Origin of the sequence: Pedobacter sp. ASV28, assembly GCF_016428855.1 — a bacterium.
Classification (GTDB): domain Bacteria; phylum Bacteroidota; class Bacteroidia; order Sphingobacteriales; family Sphingobacteriaceae; genus Pedobacter.
In genome coordinates this window covers 1-25,453 of the sequence record NZ_JAELTN010000066.1, presented here as the reverse complement: position 1 = coordinate 25,453, position 25,453 = coordinate 1, and the positions used below count along the sequence as shown (strand labels likewise).

Sequence of the window (25,453 nt, the reverse complement as noted above, 5' to 3'; positions counted from 1 at the left end):
GGCTCGATCGTCGGCAGCGTCAGATGTGTATAAGAGACAGGGGGTAAATATAATGTAATAATTTCCAAACTTCAAAATAGAAATGCTAGTTATACCAATATTATTTATATTTTATCCACTTTGTTCTTCCAAAAGTTGGTTCTGGTACATTTCAGCATAGCTTTTGCCTTGTGCTAAAAGTTCTTTATGTGTTCCTTCTTCAATGATCTTCCCCTGGTCTAAAACCAAAATTTTATCGGCATTCTTAATTGTGGAAATGCGATGGGCAATTAAAATACTGGTTCTTCCTTTCATTATTCTGCCCAGGTTACTTAGTATTTCTTCTTCTGTTTTAGTATCTACTGCCGATAGGCAATCATCAAAAATAAGGATTTTGGGTTCCTTGATCAGCGCTCTGGCAATGGATACACGTTGCTTCTGGCCTCCAGAAAGTGTAATGCCCCGTTCTCCCAACATCGTTTCAAACTGCTGATCAAAAGCGATAATATTCTGATAAACAGCCGCATCTTTTGCTGCCTGTTCCACCTGTATGTCCTCTACTTGGCTCAATCCAAAGGCAATATTGTTTTTTATGGAATCAGAAAAAAGAAATACTTCTTGGGGAACAAAACCTATTTGTGTTCTATATTCCTGTAGATCTAATGTCCTCAGGTCTTTTCCATCTACCGTAATCTGCCCTGTAGTGGTATCATACATACGCATAAGTAAATTGGCCAAAGTAGACTTACCAGAACCCGTTTTACCTATTATGGCCAAAAACTGCCCTTTTTTAACCTCAAAACTGATGTTTTTCAAGGCGGTGATCCCCGTATCCTGATAGGTAAAACTTACATCCTTAAAGCTTACAGCACCTTCCATCTGCTTGATCTGAACATTACCCGAAACAATGTCGGGCTTAAGTTCCAAAAACTCGTTTATTCTTTTTTGCGATGCTGCCGCACGTTGGATGAGCGTAGTTACCCAGCCCAACATCGTTACCGGAAAAGTAAGCTGGTTAACATATACAATAAACTCGGCAATATTACCCGGAGTAATGGCCCCATCAATTACCTGCCTGCCACCAATGTAAATGGTGAGGATAGTACTTACCCCAACCAAAAGCAACATGGTTGGATAGAAAAAGGCCTGTACCTTTACCAATCCCATTGCATTCCTTTGATAAGCATTGCTTTCTTCTGCAAAGATTTCTTGTGCATGCGCTTCTCTTACATAAGACTTCATTACCCGAATTCCCGAAAACCGTTCTTGTACAAAGCTTGACAAGCGGGATAATTGCTCCTGTATCTGCTCACTTCGATGGTTAATGATGGTATTTACATAATAGATAGCGACCACTAAGATGGGAAGCGGTAATAAGGCATAGATAGCTAAAGTAATGTTTACCGAAAACATGAAGTAAATGACCAAGCAAAATAGTACCGTAGTATTAATGGCATACATAATAGCAGGCCCAACGTACATGCGTACTCTATTTACGTCTTCTGTGGCCCTATTCATCAGGTCTCCGGTGTTATTCCGTCTATAAAATCCTAAACTTAGCTTTTGATAATGAGCGTAGATTTCGTTCTTAATATCAAACTCGATACGTCTAGACATCAAAATGATGGTTTGACGCATAAAGAATAGAAAAAGCCCTCTCAAAAGGTATAGCAGTAGAATTAAAGCCCCAAAAAAGAACAGGCTATAGTTAAAGATATCGTAAACAATTTCCTGACGGTCAAAATTCCTGTAAAGGTTATATATGGCAATGTTTTCTGTGATCAGGTTAAAGGCATGGCCGATCACCTGAGCTGGTACTACACCGAAAATATTGGAAATAAACACAAATAAAATTCCAGGTAGGATCCTCCATTTATATTTGAGAAAATATTTATTCAGGTAGAAAAGATGTTTCATTGTTTGGTAAAGTTAGCCAAAAGTGTTTCTTTTTTATTCATTTTATGCAAAAACAAAGTAAAATAATGGTTTTTTTATTTTAGTTTTGCAGCGTACGCTTCAACTTTATTTTGTATGCCGGAAAATAGTTCTCCTATCAATTCAGTTTTAGAGCAATTAAGCCTATCTGGTCACAAAAAAGTAGTATTCTGCAATGATCCCGATACAGGCCTAAAAGCAATTATCGCCATTCATGATACCACTTTGGGACCTGCTATAGGTGGTACCCGTATGTGGAACTACAATTCTGAAGCAGAAGCGCTTGAAGATGTACTCCGCCTATCAAAAGGTATGACCTATAAAGCTGCCATTACGGGTATTAACCTAGGTGGAGGGAAAGCAGTGATCATAGGAGATTCCAGAAAACAAAAATCGGAAGCCCTAATGCGTAGTTTTGGCCGCTTTATTAAAAACCTAAACGGTGAGTTTATTACAGCAGAAGATGTAGGTACTACCGTTAAGGATATGGAATACATCAGAATGGAAACCCAACATGTAACAGGAGTTCCAGAATCGTTAGGTGGTGCCGGTAATCCTGCTCCATATACGGCAAAAGGTGTTTTTCTGGGCATTAAAGCTTGCGTAAAAGAGGTTTTTGGAACTGACATGCTAGCTGGCAGATCAGTTGTTGTACAAGGAATAGGCAATGTTGGCGAACATTTGGTCGAGCTGCTTAGACAAGAAAATGTTGAAGTTTATGTAAGCGATATCAACCAAGATCGTTTACAAGTAGTGGCCAGTAAATATAAGGCAAAACCTATTGACGCCGATAAGATATTTACCATAGGAGCCGACATTTATGCTCCATGTGCACTGGGTGCTACCGTAAATGATAAGACCATCAAAACCATGAAATTTGCCATCATTGCAGGATCTGCCAACAACCAGCTGGCCGATGAACAGAAACATGGGCAGCTTTTATTGGAAAAAGGCATATTATATGCGCCAGATTATCTGATCAATGCAGGCGGACTTATCAATTGTTACTCTGAATTGACTGGATATGGCAAAAAACGAACGATCCAATTAACAGAAAACATTTACGAAGCCACAAAAGAAGTTATCAAGTTATCAAAATCAGAAAACATACCCACTAACTTAGCAGCATCACGTATTGCCGAAAAGCGTATAGAGGATATAAAAAAAATAAAATCGTCATATTAATAATCACACAAATAGGTAATTTTACCCAATCGTTCTTACATTCATGTTAAACAGAAGGCACTTAAGAATTAAAGCCCTGCAAAATATTTTTGCTTGGCACACCACTGAGAAAAACGATACGATAAGTAGTCAAAAAATTTTGATGAAGAGTATTGATGAAGTATATCAAATGTATATTTCGATGCTTGCACTTATTGTAGATGTTACAGAGTACACGGCAAATGATGCTATTGAAAGGGCTAACAAGCATTTGCCCACGGCTGAAGATCTAAATCCAAACCAGAAGCTGCTTCATAACAAGTTTGCCAATCTATTAAAGCAAACCCCTGAATATGTAGCTTCAGTTAACAAATACCAAATCAATTGGTACGCCGATCCTGAATTTGTTAAGGCCATTTTCAACAAACTGAAAGAAAGCAAAGAATATATTGCTTATTTGGCTGAAGATGCTGAAGAAACACTAGAAAGCTCTAAAGAGATCATCAAATTTATTTTCCGTAAAATGCTATTGAAGAATGCCAATGTAGTACAGGCATTTGAAGATAAATTCATTAACTGGACGGTAGACAGGGAAGTAATGCAGGGTATGATTGCCAAAACCCTAAAGAATTTCACTTCCGAAAACCCATTGCAAAACAAATTAACTCCCATTAGCGCCGATTGGCCTGAAGACAGTCTTTTTGTAAAGGATTTATTTCTTTATACCTTGAAAAATGATGATAAATATCAAGAACTAATTGCTGAAAGAACTAAAAACTGGGAATCTGAGCGTATTGCACTGATGGACACCATTTTAATGAAAATGGCCATCTGTGAAATGATGAACTTCCCTTCTATTCCGGTTAAAGTAACGATAAACGAATACCTTGAATTATCAAAAGATTACAGTACACCGAAAAGTAATACTTTTATAAATGGTATCTTAGATAAGATTTTAAATGATCTTAAGAAAACAAATAGTATTAAAAAAGTAGGCCGAGGCCTAATTGAGGAATAATTCATAATCTCTAAACTCAAATTAATATACTGATGAAAAAAGTATTCTTAATTCTATTTTCTGCTTTGGCCTTTGTGGCTTGCCAAAATTCAAGTAATAAGGTAGAGACTAATACTGCTACCTCTACCGATTCTAATGCCCTTGTAGCGGATGCCGATGCCCCAAAGGTAAAAGTTGAAAAAGCTATCTATGATTTTGGTACTATTGTACAAGGTGAAAAGGTACATTATGATTTTAAATTCAAAAACAACGGAAAAACACCTTTAATTATCACCGATGCTTCTGCAACTTGTGGTTGTACTGTTCCTGAATATCCTAAACAGCCCATTAAACCAGGAGAAGAAGGAACCATTAAGGTTGTATTTAATAGTACAGGAAAAATTGGCATACAGGATAAAGTAGTGACCATTATTTCCAATGCCAATCCTAAATTTGAAGAACTGCACTTGGTAGGCGAGGTTAAGGAGAAATAGCATTAGGTAAACAAAATATTAACATATATATTATATTTAAACTTAATTTATAAATAATGACATCAATAGTAATTTTACAAGCTGCCGGCGGCAACCAACTTTACAGTACAATTATACCCATGGCCTTAATCATGGTTGTTTTTTATTTTTTCATGATCAGACCTCAGGTTAAAAAAGCCAAAGACCACAAAAAATTGGTTAGTGAGCTTAAGATCGGTGATAAAATTATTACCACTGCAGGTATTCACGGTAAAATTGTAGGTTCTAACGATACTACTTTTTTAATCGAGGTAGAAGGTGGCACTAAAATCCGTTTCGATAAGTCGGCCATTTCTCTTGATGCTACAAAAGCAACAGCTACAAAAGCTTAGTTAGCTTAAAATATATTATTAAAGCCACTTCGATTATTAACTCGAAGTGGCTTTTTTTAGTAATTTTACCATATGCCTTTTATAAGATTAACCAAGCTGGAACGAAAACGTTTTGGAATTATAGTACTTTGTGCCATCTGCGCAACTGCTGCTTGGTTATTCTTAGCACTCAACAAAAAATACCCATACACAGTGCAAACCGAACTTATTTATAAGGATGAGCCCCAACGTAAGGCATTTAAGGCTTTGCAGCCTGATACGGTTGACCTCAAAGTGGAAGGTACAGGATGGCAGCTCATTTTTGCCAGACTACGGATAAAACCTCCTTCTATTACGGTAAGCCTACAAAAATTAAATACCAGAAGTTTTATTCTTTTTTCAGAACAATTAGACCAGATCAACAAACAGCTTGAAACTTCTCAAAAAGTTATTTCTGTAACGCCAGATACCTTATTTTTTGATTTTTCAAGAAGGACTAATAAACGTATTCCGATAAAATTGGTATCCAAATTAAGTTTTATACCTCAATACGGCATTGCCAGTAAAATCCAGCTTACCCCTTCTTATGTGAATATATCGGGTCCACATGAAGAATTGGAGCGAATTCATGTGTGGTATACTGATAGCTTGAAAGTATCTAATATACGAAGCAGTATCGATACCAGGGTAAATATGCTACAGAATACAATCAGCAACATTAGCATATATCCCAACAGTGTAGCGGTAAAAATTCCTGTTGACGAATTTACAGAAAAAACTATCGAAGTTCCTTTGAGCATACTGAACAATAAAGACTATTATGACATTAAGCTCTATCCTAAAAAGGTACAGGTCACTTTTTTGGTAGCACTTTCCAATTATGCCAAGATAAATGAAGATTTCATTCATGCATCGGTAGATCTTAATGAATGGAAAGACTTACATCACAATCAACTTTCTGTTAAGATCACCCTATTTCCAGAATTCTGTAAAATGGTTCGCATAAGTCCTCAGAAAATAAATTTCCTTATAGAAAAATAATGCTAAAAATTGGAATAACAGGTGGAATTGGAAGTGGAAAAACAACTATTTGTATGGTTTTTGAGACCTTGGGCATTCCGGTTTTTTATGCAGATACCGTAGCTAAAACCATCATGACTACAGATCCGATCCTAATGAAGGGAGTTAAAGATACTTTTGGCGAGGAAAGTTATTTCGATGATGGGAAACTAAACAATAAATACATTGCCTCTATTGTTTTCAACCACCAGGAAGAACTGGCAAAGTTAAATGCCTTGGTACACCCTGCAGTTTTCAGGGCCTTTGATCAATGGGTAGAACAAATTCCCAAAAATAGCCCCTACTGTTTAAAGGAGGCTGCCTTGTTATTTGAAAGTGGCTCTTATCAAATGTGCGATAAAAATATCTTGGTCACTGCTCCTTATAACTTAAAGATTTCAAGAGTCACCCAACGTGACGCTGTTACTGAAGAGCAAGTGAAAGCAAGAATGGACAAACAGTTTACAGATGAACAAAAATCAAAAATGGCTGATTTTTTTATCGAAAACAACGAGAAGAAATCGATTATCCAACAAGTTTTAAACTTACACGAGCAGTTTTTAAAACTGTAAAAATTAATGAGCAGCCCTATACTTCAAGATTTTATTATACTCAACCAAACTGGCTTATATTGCCGGTATGGAAACTTTTATCTCGACCCACAATCACCTGTTTTAAATGCGGTAATCTCTCATGCTCATGCAGATCATGCGGTGAGTGGCAATCAAAACGTTTATTGTACGGATGCGACTAAGTTGTTTATGCAACATCGCTATAAAAAATTTGCCGCTTCAACGTTCCATAGCAAAAAATACAAAGAAGGCTTTGAACTTGGCCCTGTTCAGATCAGTTTCTATCCTGCTGGTCATATGTTAGGTTCCGCTATGATCTTAATGGAGTACCAAGGTGTGAAGTACCTTTATACCGGAGATTATAAATTAGAAAATGATGCCACTTGCGAAGCGATTGAATTTGTTGATGCCGATGTGCTCATTACCGAAACTACCTTTGCCGACCCTAAGGTGGCACACCCCGATGCCATAAGCGAAATTGAAAAACTCAACAAAGTAGAAAGCAACATCATGTTAGGTGCCTATGCCTTAGGAAAAAGTCAACGCCTGATACATCTGATCAGCAAGCATTGCCCAGAAAAAAAAATATTAGTACACCATAGTATTATACCATTTGTCCATCTGTATGAACAATGTGGCGTCTACCTGGGCAATTACCAAGTGTATGACAGAAAGATAATGAAGCAGAGCCTGGAAGGTAATATCTATATGGTACCTCCTATGGTATTCAACAGTTATATCAGGGCCATTAACGTAGTCAGGGTTTTTGCTACAGGTTGGAAACACCTTCAAAACAACAATGGCCTAACCCTTTACATTTCCGATCATGTAGATTGGAAAGCCATCATTGAAACCATAGAAAAGGTAAAACCTATGGAAGTTTGGACCTTGCATGGCGATGGTAAACAGCTTCAGGCATACTTTAAGGATAAGTTAACCGTAAAAATTTTAAATTAGCTTACTTTCTAATCCAATTTAAACCTTTGATGAACCATGAAGGAAGGTGAAGATTTCTATTTCAACGAAGACGGTTTAATGGTATTTACAAAGACCTACCATTTAAAGCGTGGATATTGTTGTAAAAACAAGTGTAAACACTGCCCATGGAACTTTGGCAAGAAAAAGGAAAAGAAGGACAGGCCATAACTAGCTAAATCAATTCCTTATCCTTTTGTTCTAGCGACCTTTCCTTTCTCACCTAAAGAAATATCTTCTGCATTTATAATTACATTATAATTCACTCCCACCCTTAAAGCCTTCAGTCCGCTAACGCCCTGTAATTCTTCCAGGTCCAGCATTTCCAAATCCCTAAGCAGCAACTCCTGTTCTTGCAGATATTTAATGTATTCTAAATATTCATTAGCTTCAAAGGCATTATAATAAACCAAGGCGATTTTGCCTGGCTGGGTCAAGCGTTCGTTTGTATTCTTAATCTGTACCTTATCTATACGTTTTTTGACTACCTCGTATCTAATATTATATGCCCCCTCTACATCAAACCTTCTTTCATCATTTCTAAAACTGATATCTATTGGATTAGAATGGATAAATATCAGTTGTGTGGTGAGCAATGGCTTTTGCATTTTATCGATCAGGCCATTGGTTAAACGTGCAATATCTACCATGGTTTGTAATTGCCATAACCTAATATTTTTAAGGTATAGCAAATCGAAAGGAATATCTGGAGCTATTTCCTGTCCTATATAAATATCGTATTCTATCCCATCGCTTCTAAATTTGGCAAAATAGCAAGGATAGGTTTTTTGCAGATCTTCCTGTGTGTTTTCCAAATATTCTCCAACAGCAGTATTAATGAACTGCATAGAAGTTTCCAATGTTCGTCTATTTTCATAGGCTACTCCTGTATAGGGATCGATACTTTCAAAATAATCACTAACAATATCCTTAGTATTTGGGTGGTTTTTCTCTACATATTTCAACATAGGATACACTTCAAATTCCAAAAATTCATTTAGCAGATCTTCCTCACTGGAACTGATAAATCCATTGGTTTTCTCTATCCAATTTCTACAATTAAAAAGTATTTTGTCTATAAGCTCAAGTTTGATGACCTTTCGGAGTGTAGTTAAGGTCATACTTAACTTGTTTAGCTGCACTTTTAAATCATCTTTAAGGGCCAAATTGCGCTCAATGGTAGAATTTCTAATATCTATAGCTCCAAAAATGGGATAAAGGTTTTTAAAAGTTACGGTTTCTATATTCAGCGCCTTTTTCTTTCCCTTATTTTTCTTTATAAATTCCCATACCTGTTGATTAAATTTCCATTGTACCGAAGGTTGTAAGGCCGTAAATTTATCTTTCAATACTTCATCCATCTTCGCATTAAATTCTTCAATACGGTATTTAAAAAGCTGGCCTAAAAATGGCATTGCAACGTGTAGACGCGATAATAGCTTTTCGTCTACCAATAGCTCTGTTTTCGAATAGATTTCCAACATTCCCACCAACTGGTTATTATAAAAGACAGGCAAAAGCGAATAGGATTCAATGCCACTTTTTTTGATGATATCCAAAAAGGGAATTCTTTCAATTACTTCATCCGTTATTTTATTGAAAAATAATGGACGAGGATCATTTTTATAGGCTTCTAATTGTGCATAAAGTGTTTGTTCGTCCAAGCCGGCAGCTTTTGCCGAATTCATCAATATACTCGATGAATTTTCATCCTCGTCATCAAATACAGGTTTATTATTTACCGTAAGTAATGGCAACAAACCAAATTCTATTTGTCCATTTTCTGCCAAGGTTTTTAAAGCTTGGATGATATGCCCATAAGCTTCATCTTGATAAGTATGGTTGACCAGCGCATCTCTAATACCATCTATGGCATGCTGAAGGGTTACATCCTTTAATGAAATGACCGTGAAACCATCAAACCTAAAATCATTCAATGGCAAGAGTGTTTTAAGTATGGCTATTTCCTTTTCATCTTGCGGATTAGCAGAAAATTGTTCAAAATTTAGCTCTGGAAGATCCTTTTTATTATATACAATATCTACAAACTGCGTATCAACATTAATATTATAATACTGCGTCAGTCCAGTTTGCGGATTTTTATAACCATACAAAATCTCACTATTGGCCAAAGGCGTATAGTTGTAAAAGCGTTCCAGAATCATATTATAAATAAACATGGCCTGTTTCTTTTCTTTATCGACCTTATGAACCTCGTCCAGGTTATCTTGTTCTACGTTCTTCTGAATGAAGTCGTACAATAGGTCTGTGCTAAAAAAAATCTGATCTGGAACCGGTGTACTTAATGCCCAATACAACTCTTTTTCATTAGCCATTAAGGGGGTTAGGATGGTAAAAATAAGCTCAAGCGTATCCTTATGCTTGATCAGGTCTTCTACAGTAAGGTTTTTAACCAAAGCATTTTCATGCTCTATCTTTTCCAACAGGAACCTATAAAATTCTTTTTTAATGGTCTGCTCTGTTTTCAACCTTCTTTTGAGATAAGCAACCAATGGCCTGAATGAAAGGCTCCACTCTATTTGGCAATTGATGCGTTCATCTTTGTTTATTTTAATAATATTAGTATTCATTGTGCTTATTAAAATCTAAAGTTCATTGAAAAATATGGATACCAGCCTTCTTTAGAATATGCTATTACCGCTCTAAAAATGGTTAATGAAGCGGGTGCAAAATATACGCCCCCCCCTACACCATGGTGCCATTGATTTGAGTCTTCATCTTTTCGCCATACCCTGCCCACATCATAAAGTCCCAATAAGCCCACTTGACCAGGAAGCACATAGCTCACAAAATCTCCAAGCTTTGCCCTTAATTCCAAATTATTGTAAAAACTGTGCAAGCCTGCAAAACGATATTGTCTATAGCCCAATAAGTTACCTTCCCCACCCAGGTAGGCGTGCTGATAAAAAGCCGGCTTACCTACGGTAATACTTCCGCCAAACCTATTCGCCAAAATCAAATTGGCTCTTCCATCGAGATTTTTATATAAGGATATAGAGCCGTTAAACTGCATGAATGATTGTGCTGTACTATTTACCCCCTTATAGCCTACCAATCTAAAGTCGATATAACTACCTAAGGTTGGCAATAAATCATTATCTCGGGTATTATTAATAAAATTGACTACAGCCCCTGCGTAAAATTTTTCATGCCCTACCACTAAGCTATCTGGAGAATGTAACTCATCAATATTATTGATGAACCTGTCTATGTTATCTTTTTTGTCAAACGTATAAAACTGAAAACTTGGACCGATACTTATGGTAGATTTTGGTCTTCTCCAGCGCAATGTCGGTTCTAACTGGATAAGATTAAAACGAGTTCGGTAATAGCTAATCCTATCATCAAACTTTGTTTCGTTGCCCACTCCAAAAAAATTCCTGGTATTGTCTGGTGCCTGAACACTAGCTTTAACTACAACATCTGCATTGCCAATGGCCTTTAGCCAGTCGCCAGTATAGCTAAACCTAACTGCAGATGTAGAAAAAGCATACAATAGAGAAAGCGATTGAGAGTTCCCATAAGGTTGCTTTCTAAAGCCGGGATTGGTAATTTTCATAAAGGCACCCAATGATACGCCGTCATCTACATTGTATCCTACATTTGGATATAAGGATGTCCTACTATATAAGTCCTTGCCCAAATAAGTAGCATTTCCAGTATCAGCAGATAATTTCACCCTCAGTTTATTGCGGTCATCGCCATCAAATATATTTTCGTCCTTAAGCCCAAACAGCTTTATCGATTGATTGGAAGCTTTTATATCATATACTTTTTTACCTTGACCAGCTATAATCTTAAGTCGTATTGGCGACGTTTTATTATCTATAGATATACTATCATTACCATCCCTCATATATAAACGTATGCTTTTCGTAACCTTTGGATCGAAATTTCGGCTAAATATTACATCTTTGACATTTCCAGACTTTGTTATCTTATATAATTCGACTTTAAGATGTTTACCGGCAGAATCTGTAATTACCGCTTTTTCATTTTTATGGCTAGCTTGTATATCTACTATCCTGTTAAAAAAATGATAATATTCATTCATTATTTTGGGCAAAGTAGCTTTTCTCTGTTTTAACTGCCTTAAAAATTGATCGTGCCTAAGGGCATAACTTTCTTTTGGCAATCTTTTTAAAGCCTCTTCAAATACTTCATCTGTATAAATGTCACAAAATTCTTTTATCTGTCTATCCCATTCCGCTTCGGTATATTGAGATAGAATCTTACTGTTCATGGCCCTACCTTCCCATAAAAACCAATTAATGTCTTTTAGATCTTTTTCCATGCCCTGCATCATGGGTAGTAAATCAGATTTTTGGGCAAAACGTTGAAGTTTACCATCGGCACTAAAGAAAACCTGATCACGATCTCTAGGCACAGGCAAATATTTCAGGCCTTTTTTTGTGCTGTCTGCTTTCCATCGCCATTGATCTTCGTGCCTATCCCAATCGCCAATTAACACATCTAATGCCCTTGCTCTTAGGTACATTTTAGCATCGTAGGTATTGTCATTGTCCTTATCCAGCTTTTTGAGCATTTTTGTCGTATTATCCGAATCACCGATAGGATTTCTTTCTTCCAACAAACAAATGGTATTTTCAAACAAACCGGCATAATCACCCAGGTTTTTGTCTGGAGAAACCAGGCCAATGATGGGGTTTGCATGGGGTATTCCTGCAGCCTTTGCCAATACCGGCACCACTAATGCACCAAAAGGATGTTGAGACGCCATGTTGTCTTGCAATACATCTTTTGCAAAAGTAGTTCTTAAGCCCTGTGGCAGCAGCACCTCAGGATATTTTTCCACGCTGCGCAATACATACTCGTTGCCATTTTTATCTTTTAACCGTAAGGAGCGCGATTGGTTACCTCCCCCTAATTGTGTAGGTAATAAACCACCTTTAATCTCAGATATACGTATTACCGGCAATTTGGTATCGGTAGCATAATCTTTGCGATAATTATTGCCAAACAGGTAACGGTGAAAGCTACCTACACTATCGAAAGCTGGCTTTACCTTTACCATTACACTATCCCCCATAATTGGTTGTATCTCTTTCTTAGTTGCAAATGTCAGTTCTTTATAAGGTTCGGTATAGCTGAATACTTTTACAACCCCGGTATCGGCATGAACAAAATACTCATAACGCATATCGTTATTCAAAAGCTGATCTGCAATTACATATCCATTCTCTCCACTATGGAACAGCGAATTCTTACCTTTTTTATTAGGCGAATGCTTTGCTCCCGCCCCACTTACAATTTGTAACTGTTTGCCTTTGATAAATTGCAGGCCATGTTCGTGACCGGCAACATAAACCACATTGGGCAGATCGCCAAAAACGCCATTAACTTTGGTCATCATTTCCTTGTACAATGGATGTTTCATGTCCTCGGGGCTCAAAAAAGTTGTCCTTAGCAAAGGATAAAGAGAGCCAATAATGGGCAATGGAATATATAGATTTTTGTTTAATGACGTTAAGGGGAAGACATGATTTTTAAAAGTAAAATACCCACCATGTACACCATAGCTCTGAAAAGGATGATGAGAAGCCAAGATGATGGTCTTATCTTTATTTTGATCTAATAGCTCCCGCATCCGTAAGGTAATCTGCTCTTTACTATTACATTCGCAATCTGGGTTGAATTTCGTATAGGGAAAAAGCCACCACTCGCTATCATAGGCAATAACGGTCAGTTTATCGCTAAGGTTAATGGCTACTGGATAAGGACAGCCATTTTCTGGGACAAGTTTTAACAGCGGATCATTATAGGAAGCCAAAAATTCGCTCTGGCGTTGTATTTTAGCCAACCCATTAGGGCCTGATTTGTCCCAATCATGATTTCCTGGCACAAAATAGACTGCAGCACCATTAGCTCGCATGGGCTCAAATTGCGATCTTAAAATCTGTTCTGTTTCTTTTATATTTTTATCGCCCTTTAATGCCATACCCGTAGGATAAATATTATCCCCCAGATATAAAGTCGTTGTTTTATCCTTGATGACATGTTTGGCAGCATCTTTCAATGATTCCAATTGTTTTGAGTTCATTTCTCCTGCGTCGCCAATTAAAATCACCCGATATTTAACAGTTTCTTGCGATAATGCTAATAATGGCACTATACACCATCCTAAAATGAACGTAATTTTTTTTAGCATTAAAATTATTTTTTAGGCTTTTTATAATCAAATTTCAAAATATTGCCATATTGTGTATCGCTGCCTTCATTAGAGATATATAAATTGTGATACTTATCGAAAGCAATACCTTCTGGTTGGTTAAATACATTGGAACTCAAATGATAGGCATTCTTCACTTTCCAGTTGGCATCTGTTACCACCAAAACCTTGTTAATGGCAGAAATAATATACCATTCCTTTGTAAGCGCATTCAATGCTAAAGCAGAAGGGTGAAAAGTACCTTTTTTCCGCCCAGTTAATTTTTCCAATGCACTTACATCTACGCTAAAATTACCATTAAGCTTAAAGCTGCCATTACTTTGCATGGCCAAAATAAAACCACTGGTAATTTTTCCTTTTTTATCCTGTTTGCATTCCTTACAAATTACATAAAGCAATCCCGTATTTGAATTGGCGTACATCCCTTCGTATTCTCCTTTGGGTAAAATTGACTTGGTTTCCATCACATTAGCAGCAAGCTCTTTTTGGGTTTCGCTAAGCGGAAAAGCATACAAATCACCGTTGCTTTTAAGTACAATGACCCTGTCCTTTAAGATCGCTATATCTTCATAATCTCCGTTCTTGGCAAATTTGGTTGCTTTATATTTTTTTGCACCCAACGTGAGCACAAATACCTTACCCTCTTCATCCTGTTCTGCAAAAACGGTATGAGGATCTCCATTCAGAAATGCGATTCCGGATATTTCCTGTAAGATATCGGGCATATTATATTTTACAGGACCGGCCAAATCGTAACCTCTGGGACTAGTATCTTTCTTTCCCTTTTCCTGGGCACAGGATAAGATAGTAAAGGCACAGCTAAGGCAAATGACCCCTATAAAAGGAATGTATTTCTTTAACATTTCGTTAATCATTTTTTTTATGGTTGAGATATTGATAGATGGCGTATTGTGATTGTATATTGTCATTACTTGAGGGTACAGGAACATTCTTCATTTCATGGTCAATATATACGGCCTGAACATTATCCTGAAGCTGCAACATCAATAGTTTTTTGAGCTGTTTTTTAATATGTTCATCATAAACCGGAAAACAGACTTCTATACGTCTGTAGATATTCCTGTTCATCCAATCTGCAGATCCCAAATAGACTTCCTCGTTTCCACCATTATGGAATACGAAAATCCTTCCATGTTCCAAATAACGATCTACAATCCTTCTCACCATTATATTTTCACTTAGGCCGATTGCGCCTGGTATCAATCTGCATATCCCTCTCACAATAAGCTCTATTTCAACCCCGGCATTAGACGCCTCATACAATTTAGAAATCATCACCTCTTCTTCCAAATTATTTAATTTTATTATAATAGAGGCAGCTTTACCCAAATTAGCTTGGTCAATTTCTCTTTGAATGAGCGCTAAAAATCTATTTTGCAAATTAAACTGCGCCACTAAAAGATGGTTAAAATGGATAAGATCAGGGTCTATTGGTTTTTCTCTTTTTCTCAAGAAAATAAATAGCAGTTCCAATTCACGCAACATTTCTTGATGGGCAGTCATTAAGATATGGTCGGTATAAAAGTTGGCCGTTGTCTCGTTAAAGTTACCCGTTGCAAACAGCCCAGTATATCGATTACGAATTGCCTGCCTACGTTTAACCAAGGCTACTTTGGCATGAACTTTTAAAGCAGTTACGCTATATATGATCTCTACCCCTGCAGCCTTCATTTTTTTTGCCCATTTGATATTGTTGGCCTCATCAAAACGGGCTTTTAATTCGACCAATACTGCTACCTTTTTTCCATTTTTGGCCGCTGTAATTAATGCATTTACAATTTTGGAGTCATTAGCAACCCGATATAAGGTGGTATAGATCTCAATTACTTGTTCATCGGTAGCTGCTTCATTAAAAAAGCGCAACACGCTATCATAAGATTGATAAGGAGGATTGATCAATAGATCATTTTCCAGGATCTGATCATGAAGCGACTTGTTTTTTCTGAAGCTAGGATAAACAATTTTTGCCCACTTTTTGTTACTTAACTGCACATCTTTAACTGGAAAATCGGCCAGGTCTTTTAAGTTATGATACCTGCCTCCCTCTACCAAAGTAGCATGGCCCAAGTCAAAGTGTCTGACCAAAATATCCAAGATCATTTTGGGCATATTGGGTTCATAAAGAAATCTTGTTGCCAAACCCAAATCGCGTTTCTGAATTTGCTTTTCTATTAAATCCGCTACATCATTATGATACTCATCCTTTAAATCGATTTCTGCTGTTCGGGTAATCTTGAAGCTATAACTACCCTTTATTTCTCCTGCTTTAAAAAGCAGGGAAAGATTATCCCTTATGATATCGTCAATGATAAAGACATAGGTTTTTCCCTCATGCTTGGTTTCATAAAACCGCGAAAGGCTATCGGTAGGAATATTTAGCACATAGCTTTTGGCCTGCTGGGCATATTCAACATAAACCACAAAATAAAGCTGATTGTTATTTGGGAAAAATTGGATATCTGGTTCAGTGAGGTCTATAGGTTGTAAAAATGCCAATACCTGACTTAGAAAATAGTTACTCAGTTCATTGTTTAGCACTTGGGGTATCGGCTCATTATAAACAAAATAGATATCATGCTCTCTCAACCCAGGCAGCACTAGATTTTTCAGCACCACCCCAAATTTTTCCTGCTGGCTGTTGATTACCTGATTTGCCTCTTCCAATAGCCCCCCCTCCTGTCGAATTTCATTGTTATCTTTTCTGCTCAGTTTTTTCAGCGCCTGTAAAATGGGCATACGCACTCTATAAAATTCATCGAGATTGGACGAGTAGATAGATAAAAATTTAATACGTTCCAATAATGGTGTATGCGTTCTTTCGGCTTCCGATAAAACCCGCTCATTAAACGATAGCCAACTCAGGTCTCTATCAAAAAACAATTTGGTTTCGGGTATTTGAACCATGGTTATAATAATTTACCGTATGCTGCGTAAGAAATAACATAGGCCAACACGGCCGTAATAAGTCCGAACATAAAAATATTATAGGCCGTTCTAATGAACTTGTACTTACGTCCCAACACCACTCCCTGTGAATAAACATCCTTGATTAAGGTTCCGTACAAAAACTCCCTATCGTACATTACTTTTTTCATTCCTTCCATATAATGTTCCAATGGCATGTTATAAAAGTTGCCAAAAAATACCAAGTTTACTTTCTTCTTTTCTACTTCTTCTTCTGTAAAAACACCTTTGGGAATACTTGGCCTAGTGGCCAATATAGAAAATATGATACAGGATAGGCTCACCAACAACAAGATAAAGGTTGGGATCACCAAATAGGCATTATCTTCTAAACGCCGCAACAGTAAGCTCACAATTAATGATAGAATAATGGAATTTACGGTGATCAATAATTGAGCTTTGTTATCTGCCATATCGCTGAGACGTTGGTTATTGGCCGAGGTAATTCTGAACATGGTTTCTACCCCCTTACTTGGTTGTTCATCTTTATCATGTTTATCTGCCTTGATCGATTTTTCTTTCTTTTTCTCTTCTTTGTGAGATTTCTCCATATCCAACATTACACCTTCATTAAATTTATCCTTAATCTTTGCGATATTTTTGGCTTTCTGGTCATCCAGCAACAACCTACAATAATCGGTATGATATTCATGGTGTTCCATAAATTCGATATCTCGCAAGCGCCAAACTTTTTTACTGATCTCTTTTTTACATAATGCTTCTATCTCTTGATGGAGAAGCTTTGATTTAAGTTTACAGTTTTCTGTACCTAAGTGAAACAAATCTGCATCACACACAATACGTTCGTTCTGATTCATGGGACTTTGAGGCATTTTTGTAGCAAGTATAGCTTTTTTTACAGCCTCGATCACCTGCCCATCTACCTGATGTTTTTGCAAGAATTCTACTGCATTTCCTGCTCCTTTTTCTTCATGCAGCATCGGATCGACAAAATATCCCGTATCATGAAACCACGCGCTGGTAAAAACAATGAAAAAATCTTCTTCCCCTAACTGGTAGTGATTGGCAATCTGTATTGCGGCCTTCACCACATCTTTGGTATGATCTAGATTATGGTAGACCAGCCCATTAACATGATGGGTGTGAAAGTAGTTCAAAACATAAGTTTCAACCTCCGTCTGTAATTGATTGTAGCTCATTCGTTACCGCCTAATTTTTAAAATAAATTCTTGAAAATTTATGCTAAGTTCTTGAAAAAACGCCTGAATTTTAAAAAAAATAAGGTTACCAGATCTTTTTTACATTCACAAAACTTATCAGTCTAATATAGCATTAATCTCTTTTTATTTAGAATAACTCTTTAAAATTGGCATGATTGGCTTAAGTAGCTTTGCCTTAAACTTTCTAGTCATGAAATCTCCCGTTTTATTTAAGTAATTATGCTGATTGCGTAATTTTTAGCTTACAAACAAACACATAGCCCATCTATTTGGTTAGGTAATATTATATTTAACCAATGACTGTGAGAAATACAAAATTTCAAGTTTTAGCTTTTATCCTTTGCCTAGCCATTCCTTTATTTATTGGATACCTTGGCAGCCTACTTACCATGGAATCTGTTAAGACTTGGTATACCACCCTTAATAAGCCCTCTCTTAATCCTCCAAATTGGATTTTTGCCCCCGTGTGGACTACCATATACCTATTGCTGGGCATTTCATCATACAGGGTGTGGACCAATAGAAAAAGTGTTGGCTGGTTCCACTGGGCCGTTATTATTTATTTTCTGCAATTGGCATTCAACCTCATGTGGTCTTTTCTCTTTTTCTATCAGCAACAAATAGGCTTTGCCTTGGTAGAAATATTTCTTTTATTAATGATTATTATTGCCAATGCGTTTATTTTTTATCGATTTGATAAAATTTCAGGTTGGTTATTTCTTCCCTATTTTTTATGGGTATCATTTGCCACTTATTTAACTTATTCCATTTTCATTCTAAACTAAAATCAAAAGAAATTGGTATTTTTATGAAGTGATGTCTCATAAAAGTATATTTTTCTTCTTTCTGCTACTTTTTGCATTACCATCAAATGCCCAAAAGGTAGGCTTGGTTTTTAGTGGGGGCGGTGCTAAGGGTTTAGCACACATTGGTACATTAAAAGCTTTAGAGGAAAACAACATTCCTATTGATTTTATTACAGGAACCTCTATGGGGGCAATTGTGGGGGCTATGTATGCCGCGGGCTATGCTCCTTCTCAAATTGAAAAGATTGCCCTAAGCAGTGATTTTCAGGACTGGGTAAGCGGGCGTTATCAGAGTGATTACAGTTTTTATTTTCAAAAATCATCCAATAACCCTTCCATTATTACGGCAAAGATGTCCATTGATACAAGTCTGCGGCTCAGTTTCAGGTCTAACCTGGTAAATGATATTCCATTGAACTTTGCCCTGCTCGAATTATTCTCCCAAGCATCGGCTATTGCCAAAGATAATTTCAACAACCTATTCGTCCCCTATCGATGTATGGCCTCGGATGTGCTTTCACAAAAGAGTATTGTAGTGAGCAAAGGTAGTTTAGCAGAGGCGGTGAGAGCCAGCATGACGGTTCCCCTAATCTACAGACCTATAAAACTAGACGAGAAATTTGTTTTTGACGGAGGCATTTACAACAATTTCCCTGCGGACGTCATGCAGGAAGAATTCAAACCTGATTTGATCATTGGGGCCAACGTATCTTCAAAAACCTTTAATGAATACCCCAAGAACGACGATAGGTTGATGAACAGGTTTTTAATCTATATGTTTCTTTCAAAATCAGACTCTACCTTGGTTGGCAAAAATGGATTTTATATTGAACCTAATCTGGCCGACTTTAGTTCCACCAATTTTACGCCGGTGGCCGAGCTGATTAAACGGGGCTATGATGCAACCATGGCAGAAATGGAAGAAATAAAAGAATCGATTAAACGTAGGGTATCTGCCCAGGAACTGCTCACCAAACGCACTGCATTCAATATGCGCAAATCAGATCTGATCTTCAGCAATATTGTTGTAACCGGTGTAAACTCCCAGCAAAAAAAATATATAGAACGTCTTTTTAAAAGCAATGGAGAAACATTTAACCTTAAAGACATTAAAAGGGGCTATTATAAATTAGTAGCCGATGAGGTATTCGAAACCATTTATCCTAAAATTAGCTATGAAGCTGAAACAGATAGTTATAATTTCGAAATCGTTGCACAACCCAAGAAAAGTTTCAAAATTGATTTTGGCGGCAATATATCTACGCGGCCAATCAGCAATGTATTTTTGGGTGTCCAGTATAATTACCTCAACAGGAAAGCCTATACTTTTGCTACGAACTTTTATTCTGGCCGTTTTTATGAATCGGTCCAAATTAGCGGTAGGATTGACTATCCTACTAGACTGCCCTTGTTTTTGGCCGCCGAGCTCACCTACAACAACTGGAATTTCTACAATACCAGTCAAATCTTTATAGAGAACCCCAAACCCACTTATATTGATCAGGCGGATAGAAAAATAGACCTGAAATTTGGCATGCCCCTTAATAGAAATGCCAGGATCATCTTAAGCTCTTCTTTTATCAACAATAGTGATAACTATAGTCCTACCAATACATTTTCCGTTGGCGACATGTTAGATAGGACAGTTTTCAATGGTTTTAGGGGAAGTCTGACTTTTGAAAAAAATTCATTGAACAGAAAGCAATATCCAAAAAAGGGACAGAATATATTAATCAGCCTGAACTATACCACAGGAAAAGAAAACTATTTACCTGGCAATATGCAACCAAATAAGACAAACAGTTATGCGAACAGGGCTATACTTTCTAGAAATTTCAGAGAGTGGGTGCATGCCAAATTAAGTTACGAAAACTACTTTCTACATAGCAAAGCTTATACTTTAGGCTATTTGACCGAAGTGGTACTCTCCAACCAACCGCTTTACAACAATTATTACTCAACCTTACTTTCTGCTCCCGCGTTTTATCCTTTACAAGATAGCAAATCTACTTTCCTAGAAAACTTCAGGGCACATAATTATGCTGCAGGAGGATTAAAAAATATATTTAATATCAAAAGAAAATTTGATTTACGTATTGAAGGTTATGTATTTTTACCCTATAAAGAATTTAAAAAGGTGGGACTACAACAAGTGGATTATCAAAAAGCATTTAGCAAATGGCATTATGCAGGCACTGCAGGCTTAGTTTACCAATCTCCATTGGGTCCTATAAGCCTTAGTTACAATTTATATGATGATCCGATCAGAAGAAATGGCGTACTTTTACATATTGGCTACTTAATCTATAACAAACGATCTCTTGAATAACATTGATAAATCATGAAAAACACTATTTTTTTATCTTTAATCTTATTTTGCACCCATAGTTTTGCCCAATTTACCAATATCAATAATTTTAATGTAAAAGAAAGCCTGCTCAAAAACAGTAAGATTGCCATTATTGCCACTGATAGCCTTGAAAATCCCTTAGAACAAATTAATGGCATCTATACTTTTAGCATAAGTGGTTTCACCCAACAACTTAACTTCCACAATGGTGTATCTGTTGTTCCTTTACAAATTGACAAATCGACCTTCGTATATATCAAACATGAAAATGACCGGGGCACACATAGTAAGCTTCTCTATGTATATAAAAAGAATGGCGAATTGACCCCGATTTCTATTAGCCGTATATTTTTCATCATTATCCCCCTGTTCATCATTATTCTTTCCTTCGCTTTTAAGAAATTCATTTATCTGGCGGTGATATTATTTCTTGTTTTCTTTTTCTTCAGCTATAGCAATGGGCTAAATATATCCACCTATTTCGAAACAATTTTCGATTATTTGAGAAACTTGGTTTAAGTTGTACCACTAAAAATTTATTTTCAGCTACTTCGTTTTTATAATTGCCTAGAAAGGAAGACCTATACCAAAATTGTATTGTACAAAACGATAACGGTCTGGGCTATGAGTGGCCAAATAAGCCGCTTTAAATGCTTTTCCGCCATTGATGAACTTACCGATTACCCATTGGTCATCTCCTACAAACTGTGGATCTTTTAACTTTAGTCCTATATCGAAACGGAAAACGAAAAATTGAACATCATATCTAAAACCAATACCGGTGCCTATAGCAATTTGGTTTTGCAGATTTTTAAAATCAAAATAGGTTTCTGGCTGTGGATTTCCCGGTGCAATATTCCAAATATTTCCGGCATCTATAAAGGTAGCACCATTTAATTTTCCACCAAAAAATTTCCTTGCCAGGTTAAAACGATATTCTAAATTGGCTTCTATACGCATCTGCCCCAATTGATCGATACCAAAAGATGATGCTCTAGCCTCTGGACTGGTGATTACATCCCTGTTGTAATTTCCCGGCCCAATGGTTCTAGCCTGCCAAGCCCTTACCCCACTCGACCCTCCGGCATAGAACAATTTCTCGAAAGGCATGGCCACACTATTGCCATAAGCATATCCCACCCCCATGTTCAACCTGGTTACCAACTGCGCCTCTGCACCCAAACTTTTATACCATCTTACATCCACCTCAGGCCTAACATATTGATTATAAGGCAATCCTAACACTTTACCATAATCTCCATTCATAGGATCGTGTTTATTTCCAAACAAACTAGAAAGACCACTCAACATGTTTCCAGCAATATCGATATTGCCCCTAAAGTAAATGAAAGACCTGTTTTGAAGTAACTTTTCAGCATTCAGGGAATAGGCATATTTCATGCCCAACGTAAAATCTTTCCTACCCAAAAGCCTAATGTTATATGAATTCTTCTCGAAAAGTTCTTTATTTTTCATGTATTCTTCTAGGTTACTCTTATCATTGGTATCTATCAGAATACTACCAAAACGGTATTCAAAATTTAAAGGGGTAAAAGAGTGAAGTTTTGATTTTGTCTCTACCCAATCATAACTGATGGAATTGATGAATATCCTACGAACGGTAATATCTTTTTGCAGGGCGTAGAGGTAGCTGCTCGAAAAAGTAGTATAAGGCATGCCATTTTTCCCCATCATCGGAATTTTAAAAGGAACCAATAAACGAGGAACCGTTAAACTAGCCCCCACCGAAAAATCTCTTTGATAAATATCGGAAAAGATGGACTTACCATCTATAAACCGCGATTGAAGTCCTCCTTTTACCTGAAATTGAAACTTTTCACCTCCTTTTAAAAAGTTATTATTGGTATAGGTATTACTTAAGGTAAAACCAACGGTAGCGTTATTAAATGGCACCTCTCCTTCTATCCTATTATTCATTCTTTTCTGTGGAATAAGAAGTATGACAGGATCTACAACATTACTACTATCTTTTGCCTTTAGGTAATCTATTTTTACGTTTTTAAAGACATTTAATTCGTAAAGTCTATCATAGGTCAATGCTTCTTTATCAATATCATATCTTTCTCCCTTTTTGATAAAGTCATATCTAACAATAGGATTTCTCCTGAATTTATGAGATAGATCTGTAAAGCGGATTCCATTAAAACTACGCTTATTAAACTGGATAGAATCTGTAAATCCTTCTTGATTAGGCGCTACAACAATATCCGTTTCACCAATGGTGTACACCTTATGCCTGGCCGAACTGTCTATCGGATTATCGATAATCAGTTTTAAACGTACCTTATTATTGTTTTGATTAGAATCTGGCTCATACCTTACATAAGGCCTAACAAAATCAAAATAGCCATTTTGCCTCATCATTTTGTAGATTTCCTCACGTTCATAGGCCAATGAGTCTTCGTCATATTGCATGCCTTCGCTCAAATGCGAAAAATTAGGCTTGTATTGCTCATATAATGATTTTACCGTAGCATCTGGAATTTGAGTGGTAATTTTATTGACCATAAAAGGTTTACCTGCATCAGCTATAAATCTCAGTTTGGCTTTTTTATTCTTAACCTTGATCTCAGATTTTACTTTGGCATTGAAGAAACCTTTGCTTTTTAGGAACTTTTCGATTTGATTTCTTGAAATTTCCACCAAATTGCTATCCAATATGGGGGGCGGTGTACCCAAAGGTTTTATATTTGTTTTTCTGTACTTTCCATCTTTGGTATTGAACACATTATAAATCAAAATATTAATTCCCAAGCCCTCTGGAGGCCTGATATCCTTCTGCACATAATTATAAGCCAGCTCATCATAAGGTTTTTCTACACTATCTATTTTCACCTTTTTAACAATAGACTGATAATCTTCAATATATTTTGTTGAAGCACATCCTGCTATTAAAACAAGAATAAATAGTAATATTGCAAGAATTTGGATCTCCTGTTTATAGTTGTTTGTATATGCTTTCAAAATCTCAAATCAGTTTTATTAAATCACTTCATCAAAAAAAGTACCGTAAAGAAAACGGAATTTTTATAATTGAGGGTATAAAATCTATATCAGAATTCTTACATTCAGATTATCAACTACATAGCATTTTTTACACCCCACAGTTTTCTTCTATTTTGCCAAAAACTAACGCAAATATAAATTTATTTGAAGTAAACGAAGCTGAACTACAAAAGATTAGCACCTTACAAACCCCTCAAGGTATATTAGCTTTAGTACATATTCCTTCCCAAAGGGATATCAACATCGAATCTTTAAAACAATGTTTTTCTTTAGTATTGGACAATGTGCAAGATCCTGGCAACTTTGGTACAATCATTAGAACTGCAGACTGGTTTGGCATTAAGAACATCATCTGCTCAGAACATACCGTAGAAGCATTCAATCCAAAAACGGTGCAATCTACCATGGGGTCCTTATGTAGGGTAAACATTACCTACACACCTCTTTTGCCTTTTTTGACCCAAATCGAGTTACCTATATATGGCGCCTTGCTAAATGGACAAAATATCTATCAAACCACTTGGGCCAATCAAGGTTTGATTTTATTGGGCAACGAAGGCCATGGCATTAGCGAACAATTGCTAGATAAAATTGATATACCGATAACTATTCCTAGATTTGGACAGGCAGAATCATTAAATGTGGCGGTATCTGCTTCGATATTTTGTAGCGAGATCAGTAGGAATTTAGTAGTTAAATAAAATAATTATATAATTTAACCATTAAGCTTTGCAAGCTCACATTTAATTGCTATTTTTGCAACCTTGAAAAAAAGGTCGAGTGGCCGAGTGGCTAGGCAGAGGTCTGCAAAACCTTGTACAGCGGTTCGAATCCGCTCTCGACCTCAAGATTTAAATAATAAAAAGAAATAAAGCTCATTATTATGGCAGTTACTAGATTAAAAAGAAAAGACAGATACAACAAAACTGTTTCTCGTTTAGAAGTTAAAGGATTGAAATTAGCTACTAACTTAGAGTTGGGCAGCCGTTCTGTTCAATCTAAGAATGATCAATTAGCTAAAAACAATGCTGTTTTAGCTTCTTTAGCGAAATAATTCGACTAGAAGAACTTTAAAAGGCGTTCTGTTCAATTTCAGAATGCCTTTTTTGCATCAAATTATAAATCAGAGGCAATGATGTCTGCCTTGAACTGTCTTGGAAAGACTGATGGCGTCTACTTAATCTGTCTCTTATACACATCTCCGAGCCCACGAGACCTGCGTTACCATCTCGTATGCCGTGTTCTGCTTGAAAAGGGGGGGGGGGGGGGGGGGGGGGGGGGGGGGGGGGGGGGGGGGGGGGGGGGGGGGGGGGGGGGGGGGGGGGGGGGGGGGGGGGGGGGGGGGGGGGGGGGGGGGGGGGGGGGGGG

The 25,453-nt window shown here is 36.9% G+C and carries 20 protein-coding genes, 1 tRNA gene and 1 riboswitch; of the genes, 14 read left to right on the top strand and 7 right to left on the bottom strand.

Features of this window, described 5'->3' with window-relative positions:
• Nucleotides 1-111: 111 nt before the first annotated feature.
• Nucleotides 112-1,896 (bottom strand): ABC transporter ATP-binding protein, encoded by a 1,785-nt coding sequence (locus JHD79_RS19000; protein ID WP_199120938.1) that lies wholly within the window; start codon nucleotides 1,894-1,896, stop codon nucleotides 112-114.
• A 114-nt stretch (nucleotides 1,897-2,010) separates the two neighbouring features.
• Here JHD79_RS19000 and JHD79_RS18995 point away from each other — a divergent pair, with 114 nt between their 5' ends.
• From JHD79_RS18995 to JHD79_RS18960, 8 genes are all read left to right on the top strand, one after another.
• A complete protein-coding gene (locus tag JHD79_RS18995) occupies nucleotides 2,011-3,099 on the top strand; it encodes a Glu/Leu/Phe/Val dehydrogenase (protein ID WP_199120937.1) in 1,089 nt (362 codons plus the stop codon).
• Nucleotides 3,100-3,142: 43 nt separating this feature from the next.
• A complete protein-coding gene (gene nusB, locus JHD79_RS18990; RefSeq protein WP_199120936.1) occupies nucleotides 3,143-4,096 on the top strand; it encodes a transcription antitermination factor NusB in 954 nt (317 codons plus the stop codon).
• A gap of 32 nt (nucleotides 4,097-4,128) precedes the next feature.
• The gene (locus JHD79_RS18985; RefSeq protein WP_199120935.1) at nucleotides 4,129-4,569 is read left to right on the top strand and encodes a DUF1573 domain-containing protein; all 441 of its coding nucleotides are present in this window, start codon (nucleotides 4,129-4,131) and stop codon (nucleotides 4,567-4,569) included.
• A 56-nt stretch (nucleotides 4,570-4,625) separates the two neighbouring features.
• Nucleotides 4,626-4,940 (top strand): preprotein translocase subunit YajC, encoded by a 315-nt coding sequence (gene yajC, locus JHD79_RS18980; protein WP_199120934.1) that lies wholly within the window; start codon nucleotides 4,626-4,628, stop codon nucleotides 4,938-4,940.
• Nucleotides 4,941-5,012: 72 nt separating this feature from the next.
• Nucleotides 5,013-5,960 carry a YbbR-like domain-containing protein gene (locus JHD79_RS18975; RefSeq protein WP_199120933.1) on the top strand — a complete coding sequence of 316 codons (948 nt, stop codon included), beginning with the start codon at nucleotides 5,013-5,015 and terminating at the stop codon, nucleotides 5,958-5,960.
• Nucleotides 5,960-6,550 carry a dephospho-CoA kinase gene (coaE, locus tag JHD79_RS18970; protein WP_199120932.1) on the top strand — a complete coding sequence of 197 codons (591 nt, stop codon included), beginning with the start codon at nucleotides 5,960-5,962 and terminating at the stop codon, nucleotides 6,548-6,550. Before JHD79_RS18975 ends, coaE begins: the two co-directional genes overlap by 1 nt.
• A gap of 6 nt (nucleotides 6,551-6,556) precedes the next feature.
• Entirely contained in the window at nucleotides 6,557-7,507 is a 951-nt protein-coding gene (locus tag JHD79_RS18965) for an MBL fold metallo-hydrolase (protein ID WP_199120931.1), read from the top strand.
• 36 nt (nucleotides 7,508-7,543) lie between these two features.
• Entirely contained in the window at nucleotides 7,544-7,696 is a 153-nt protein-coding gene (locus tag JHD79_RS18960; protein ID WP_199120930.1) for a DUF5522 domain-containing protein, read from the top strand.
• 17 nt (nucleotides 7,697-7,713) lie between these two features.
• Here JHD79_RS18960 and JHD79_RS18955 read toward each other — a convergent pair whose 3' ends face one another.
• Genes JHD79_RS18955 through JHD79_RS18935 form a run of 5 tightly spaced genes read right to left on the bottom strand, consistent with a single transcriptional unit; the run spans nucleotide 7,714 to nucleotide 17,881 of the window.
• Nucleotides 7,714-10,116, bottom strand: coding sequence for a GAF domain-containing protein (locus tag JHD79_RS18955; RefSeq protein WP_199120929.1), 2,403 nt, complete (start codon nucleotides 10,114-10,116; stop codon nucleotides 7,714-7,716).
• Between the two features lie 8 nt (nucleotides 10,117-10,124).
• Complete coding sequence (locus tag JHD79_RS18950; protein ID WP_199120928.1) at nucleotides 10,125-13,715, bottom strand: metallophosphoesterase; 3,591 nt, start codon at nucleotides 13,713-13,715, stop codon at nucleotides 10,125-10,127.
• A gap of 5 nt (nucleotides 13,716-13,720) precedes the next feature.
• On the bottom strand, nucleotides 13,721-14,599 hold the full coding sequence (locus JHD79_RS18945) for an SdiA-regulated domain-containing protein (protein ID WP_233164785.1): 879 nt from the start codon (nucleotides 14,597-14,599) through the stop codon (nucleotides 13,721-13,723).
• Between the two features lie 4 nt (nucleotides 14,600-14,603).
• Nucleotides 14,604-16,661 (bottom strand): polyphosphate kinase 1, encoded by a 2,058-nt coding sequence (gene ppk1 / locus JHD79_RS18940; protein ID WP_199120927.1) that lies wholly within the window; start codon nucleotides 16,659-16,661, stop codon nucleotides 14,604-14,606.
• A 2-nt stretch (nucleotides 16,662-16,663) separates the two neighbouring features.
• On the bottom strand, nucleotides 16,664-17,881 hold the full coding sequence (locus JHD79_RS18935; RefSeq protein ID WP_199120926.1) for a Pycsar system effector family protein: 1,218 nt from the start codon (nucleotides 17,879-17,881) through the stop codon (nucleotides 16,664-16,666).
• A 323-nt stretch (nucleotides 17,882-18,204) separates the two neighbouring features.
• On the opposite strand from JHD79_RS18935, the gene JHD79_RS18930 reads away from it, so the two are divergent.
• Genes JHD79_RS18930 through JHD79_RS18920 form a run of 3 tightly spaced genes read left to right on the top strand, consistent with a single transcriptional unit; the run spans nucleotide 18,205 to nucleotide 21,577 of the window.
• On the top strand, nucleotides 18,205-18,687 hold the full coding sequence (locus JHD79_RS18930; RefSeq protein ID WP_370583358.1) for a TspO/MBR family protein: 483 nt from the start codon (nucleotides 18,205-18,207) through the stop codon (nucleotides 18,685-18,687).
• Between the two features lie 31 nt (nucleotides 18,688-18,718).
• Nucleotides 18,719-21,037, top strand: a complete 2,319-nt coding sequence (locus JHD79_RS18925) for a patatin-like phospholipase family protein (RefSeq protein ID WP_199120924.1) — start codon at nucleotides 18,719-18,721, stop codon at nucleotides 21,035-21,037.
• Between the two features lie 12 nt (nucleotides 21,038-21,049).
• Complete coding sequence (locus tag JHD79_RS18920; RefSeq protein ID WP_199120923.1) at nucleotides 21,050-21,577, top strand: hypothetical protein; 528 nt, start codon at nucleotides 21,050-21,052, stop codon at nucleotides 21,575-21,577.
• 48 nt (nucleotides 21,578-21,625) lie between these two features.
• On the opposite strand, the gene JHD79_RS18915 is transcribed toward JHD79_RS18920, so the two are convergent.
• Complete coding sequence (locus tag JHD79_RS18915; protein ID WP_199120922.1) at nucleotides 21,626-24,043, bottom strand: BamA/TamA family outer membrane protein; 2,418 nt, start codon at nucleotides 24,041-24,043, stop codon at nucleotides 21,626-21,628.
• On the opposite strand from JHD79_RS18915, the gene JHD79_RS18910 reads away from it, so the two are divergent.
• The 3 genes from JHD79_RS18910 (at nucleotide 24,034) to JHD79_RS18900 (ending at nucleotide 25,139) form a co-directional block, all read left to right on the top strand.
• Complete coding sequence (locus tag JHD79_RS18910; RefSeq protein ID WP_199120921.1) at nucleotides 24,034-24,786, top strand: RNA methyltransferase; 753 nt, start codon at nucleotides 24,034-24,036, stop codon at nucleotides 24,784-24,786. The two genes, JHD79_RS18915 and JHD79_RS18910, sit on opposite strands and share 10 nt — an antisense overlap.
• Before the next feature lie 73 nt (nucleotides 24,787-24,859).
• A tRNA-Cys gene (locus tag JHD79_RS18905) sits at nucleotides 24,860-24,930 on the top strand.
• Between the two features lie 38 nt (nucleotides 24,931-24,968).
• Nucleotides 24,969-25,139, top strand: a complete 171-nt coding sequence (locus JHD79_RS18900) for a spore protein (RefSeq protein ID WP_199120920.1) — start codon at nucleotides 24,969-24,971, stop codon at nucleotides 25,137-25,139.
• Between the two features lie 65 nt (nucleotides 25,140-25,204).
• Nucleotides 25,205-25,268, top strand: a riboswitch (Fluoride riboswitch).
• Nucleotides 25,269-25,453: the final 185 nt, after the last annotated feature.

Coding starts and splice junctions, on each gene's coding strand:
- JHD79_RS19000 (WP_199120938.1), bottom strand. CDS start 1,896: ATGAAACATCTTTTCTACCTGAATAAATATTTTCTCAAATATAAATGG.
- JHD79_RS18995 (WP_199120937.1), top strand. CDS start 2,011: ATGCCGGAAAATAGTTCTCCTATCAATTCAGTTTTAGAGCAATTAAGC.
- nusB (WP_199120936.1), top strand. CDS start 3,143: ATGTTAAACAGAAGGCACTTAAGAATTAAAGCCCTGCAAAATATTTTT.
- JHD79_RS18985 (WP_199120935.1), top strand. CDS start 4,129: ATGAAAAAAGTATTCTTAATTCTATTTTCTGCTTTGGCCTTTGTGGCT.
- yajC (WP_199120934.1), top strand. CDS start 4,626: ATGACATCAATAGTAATTTTACAAGCTGCCGGCGGCAACCAACTTTAC.
- JHD79_RS18975 (WP_199120933.1), top strand. CDS start 5,013: ATGCCTTTTATAAGATTAACCAAGCTGGAACGAAAACGTTTTGGAATT.
- coaE (WP_199120932.1), top strand. CDS start 5,960: ATGCTAAAAATTGGAATAACAGGTGGAATTGGAAGTGGAAAAACAACT.
- JHD79_RS18965 (WP_199120931.1), top strand. CDS start 6,557: ATGAGCAGCCCTATACTTCAAGATTTTATTATACTCAACCAAACTGGC.
- JHD79_RS18960 (WP_199120930.1), top strand. CDS start 7,544: ATGAAGGAAGGTGAAGATTTCTATTTCAACGAAGACGGTTTAATGGTA.
- JHD79_RS18955 (WP_199120929.1), bottom strand. CDS start 10,116: ATGAATACTAATATTATTAAAATAAACAAAGATGAACGCATCAATTGC.
- JHD79_RS18950 (WP_199120928.1), bottom strand. CDS start 13,715: ATGCTAAAAAAAATTACGTTCATTTTAGGATGGTGTATAGTGCCATTA.
- JHD79_RS18945 (WP_233164785.1), bottom strand. CDS start 14,599: ATGTTAAAGAAATACATTCCTTTTATAGGGGTCATTTGCCTTAGCTGT.
- ppk1 (WP_199120927.1), bottom strand. CDS start 16,661: ATGGTTCAAATACCCGAAACCAAATTGTTTTTTGATAGAGACCTGAGT.
- JHD79_RS18935 (WP_199120926.1), bottom strand. CDS start 17,881: ATGAGCTACAATCAATTACAGACGGAGGTTGAAACTTATGTTTTGAAC.
- JHD79_RS18925 (WP_199120924.1), top strand. CDS start 18,719: ATGTCTCATAAAAGTATATTTTTCTTCTTTCTGCTACTTTTTGCATTA.
- JHD79_RS18920 (WP_199120923.1), top strand. CDS start 21,050: ATGAAAAACACTATTTTTTTATCTTTAATCTTATTTTGCACCCATAGT.
- JHD79_RS18910 (WP_199120921.1), top strand. CDS start 24,034: ATGCTTTCAAAATCTCAAATCAGTTTTATTAAATCACTTCATCAAAAA.
- JHD79_RS18900 (WP_199120920.1), top strand. CDS start 24,969: ATGGCAGTTACTAGATTAAAAAGAAAAGACAGATACAACAAAACTGTT.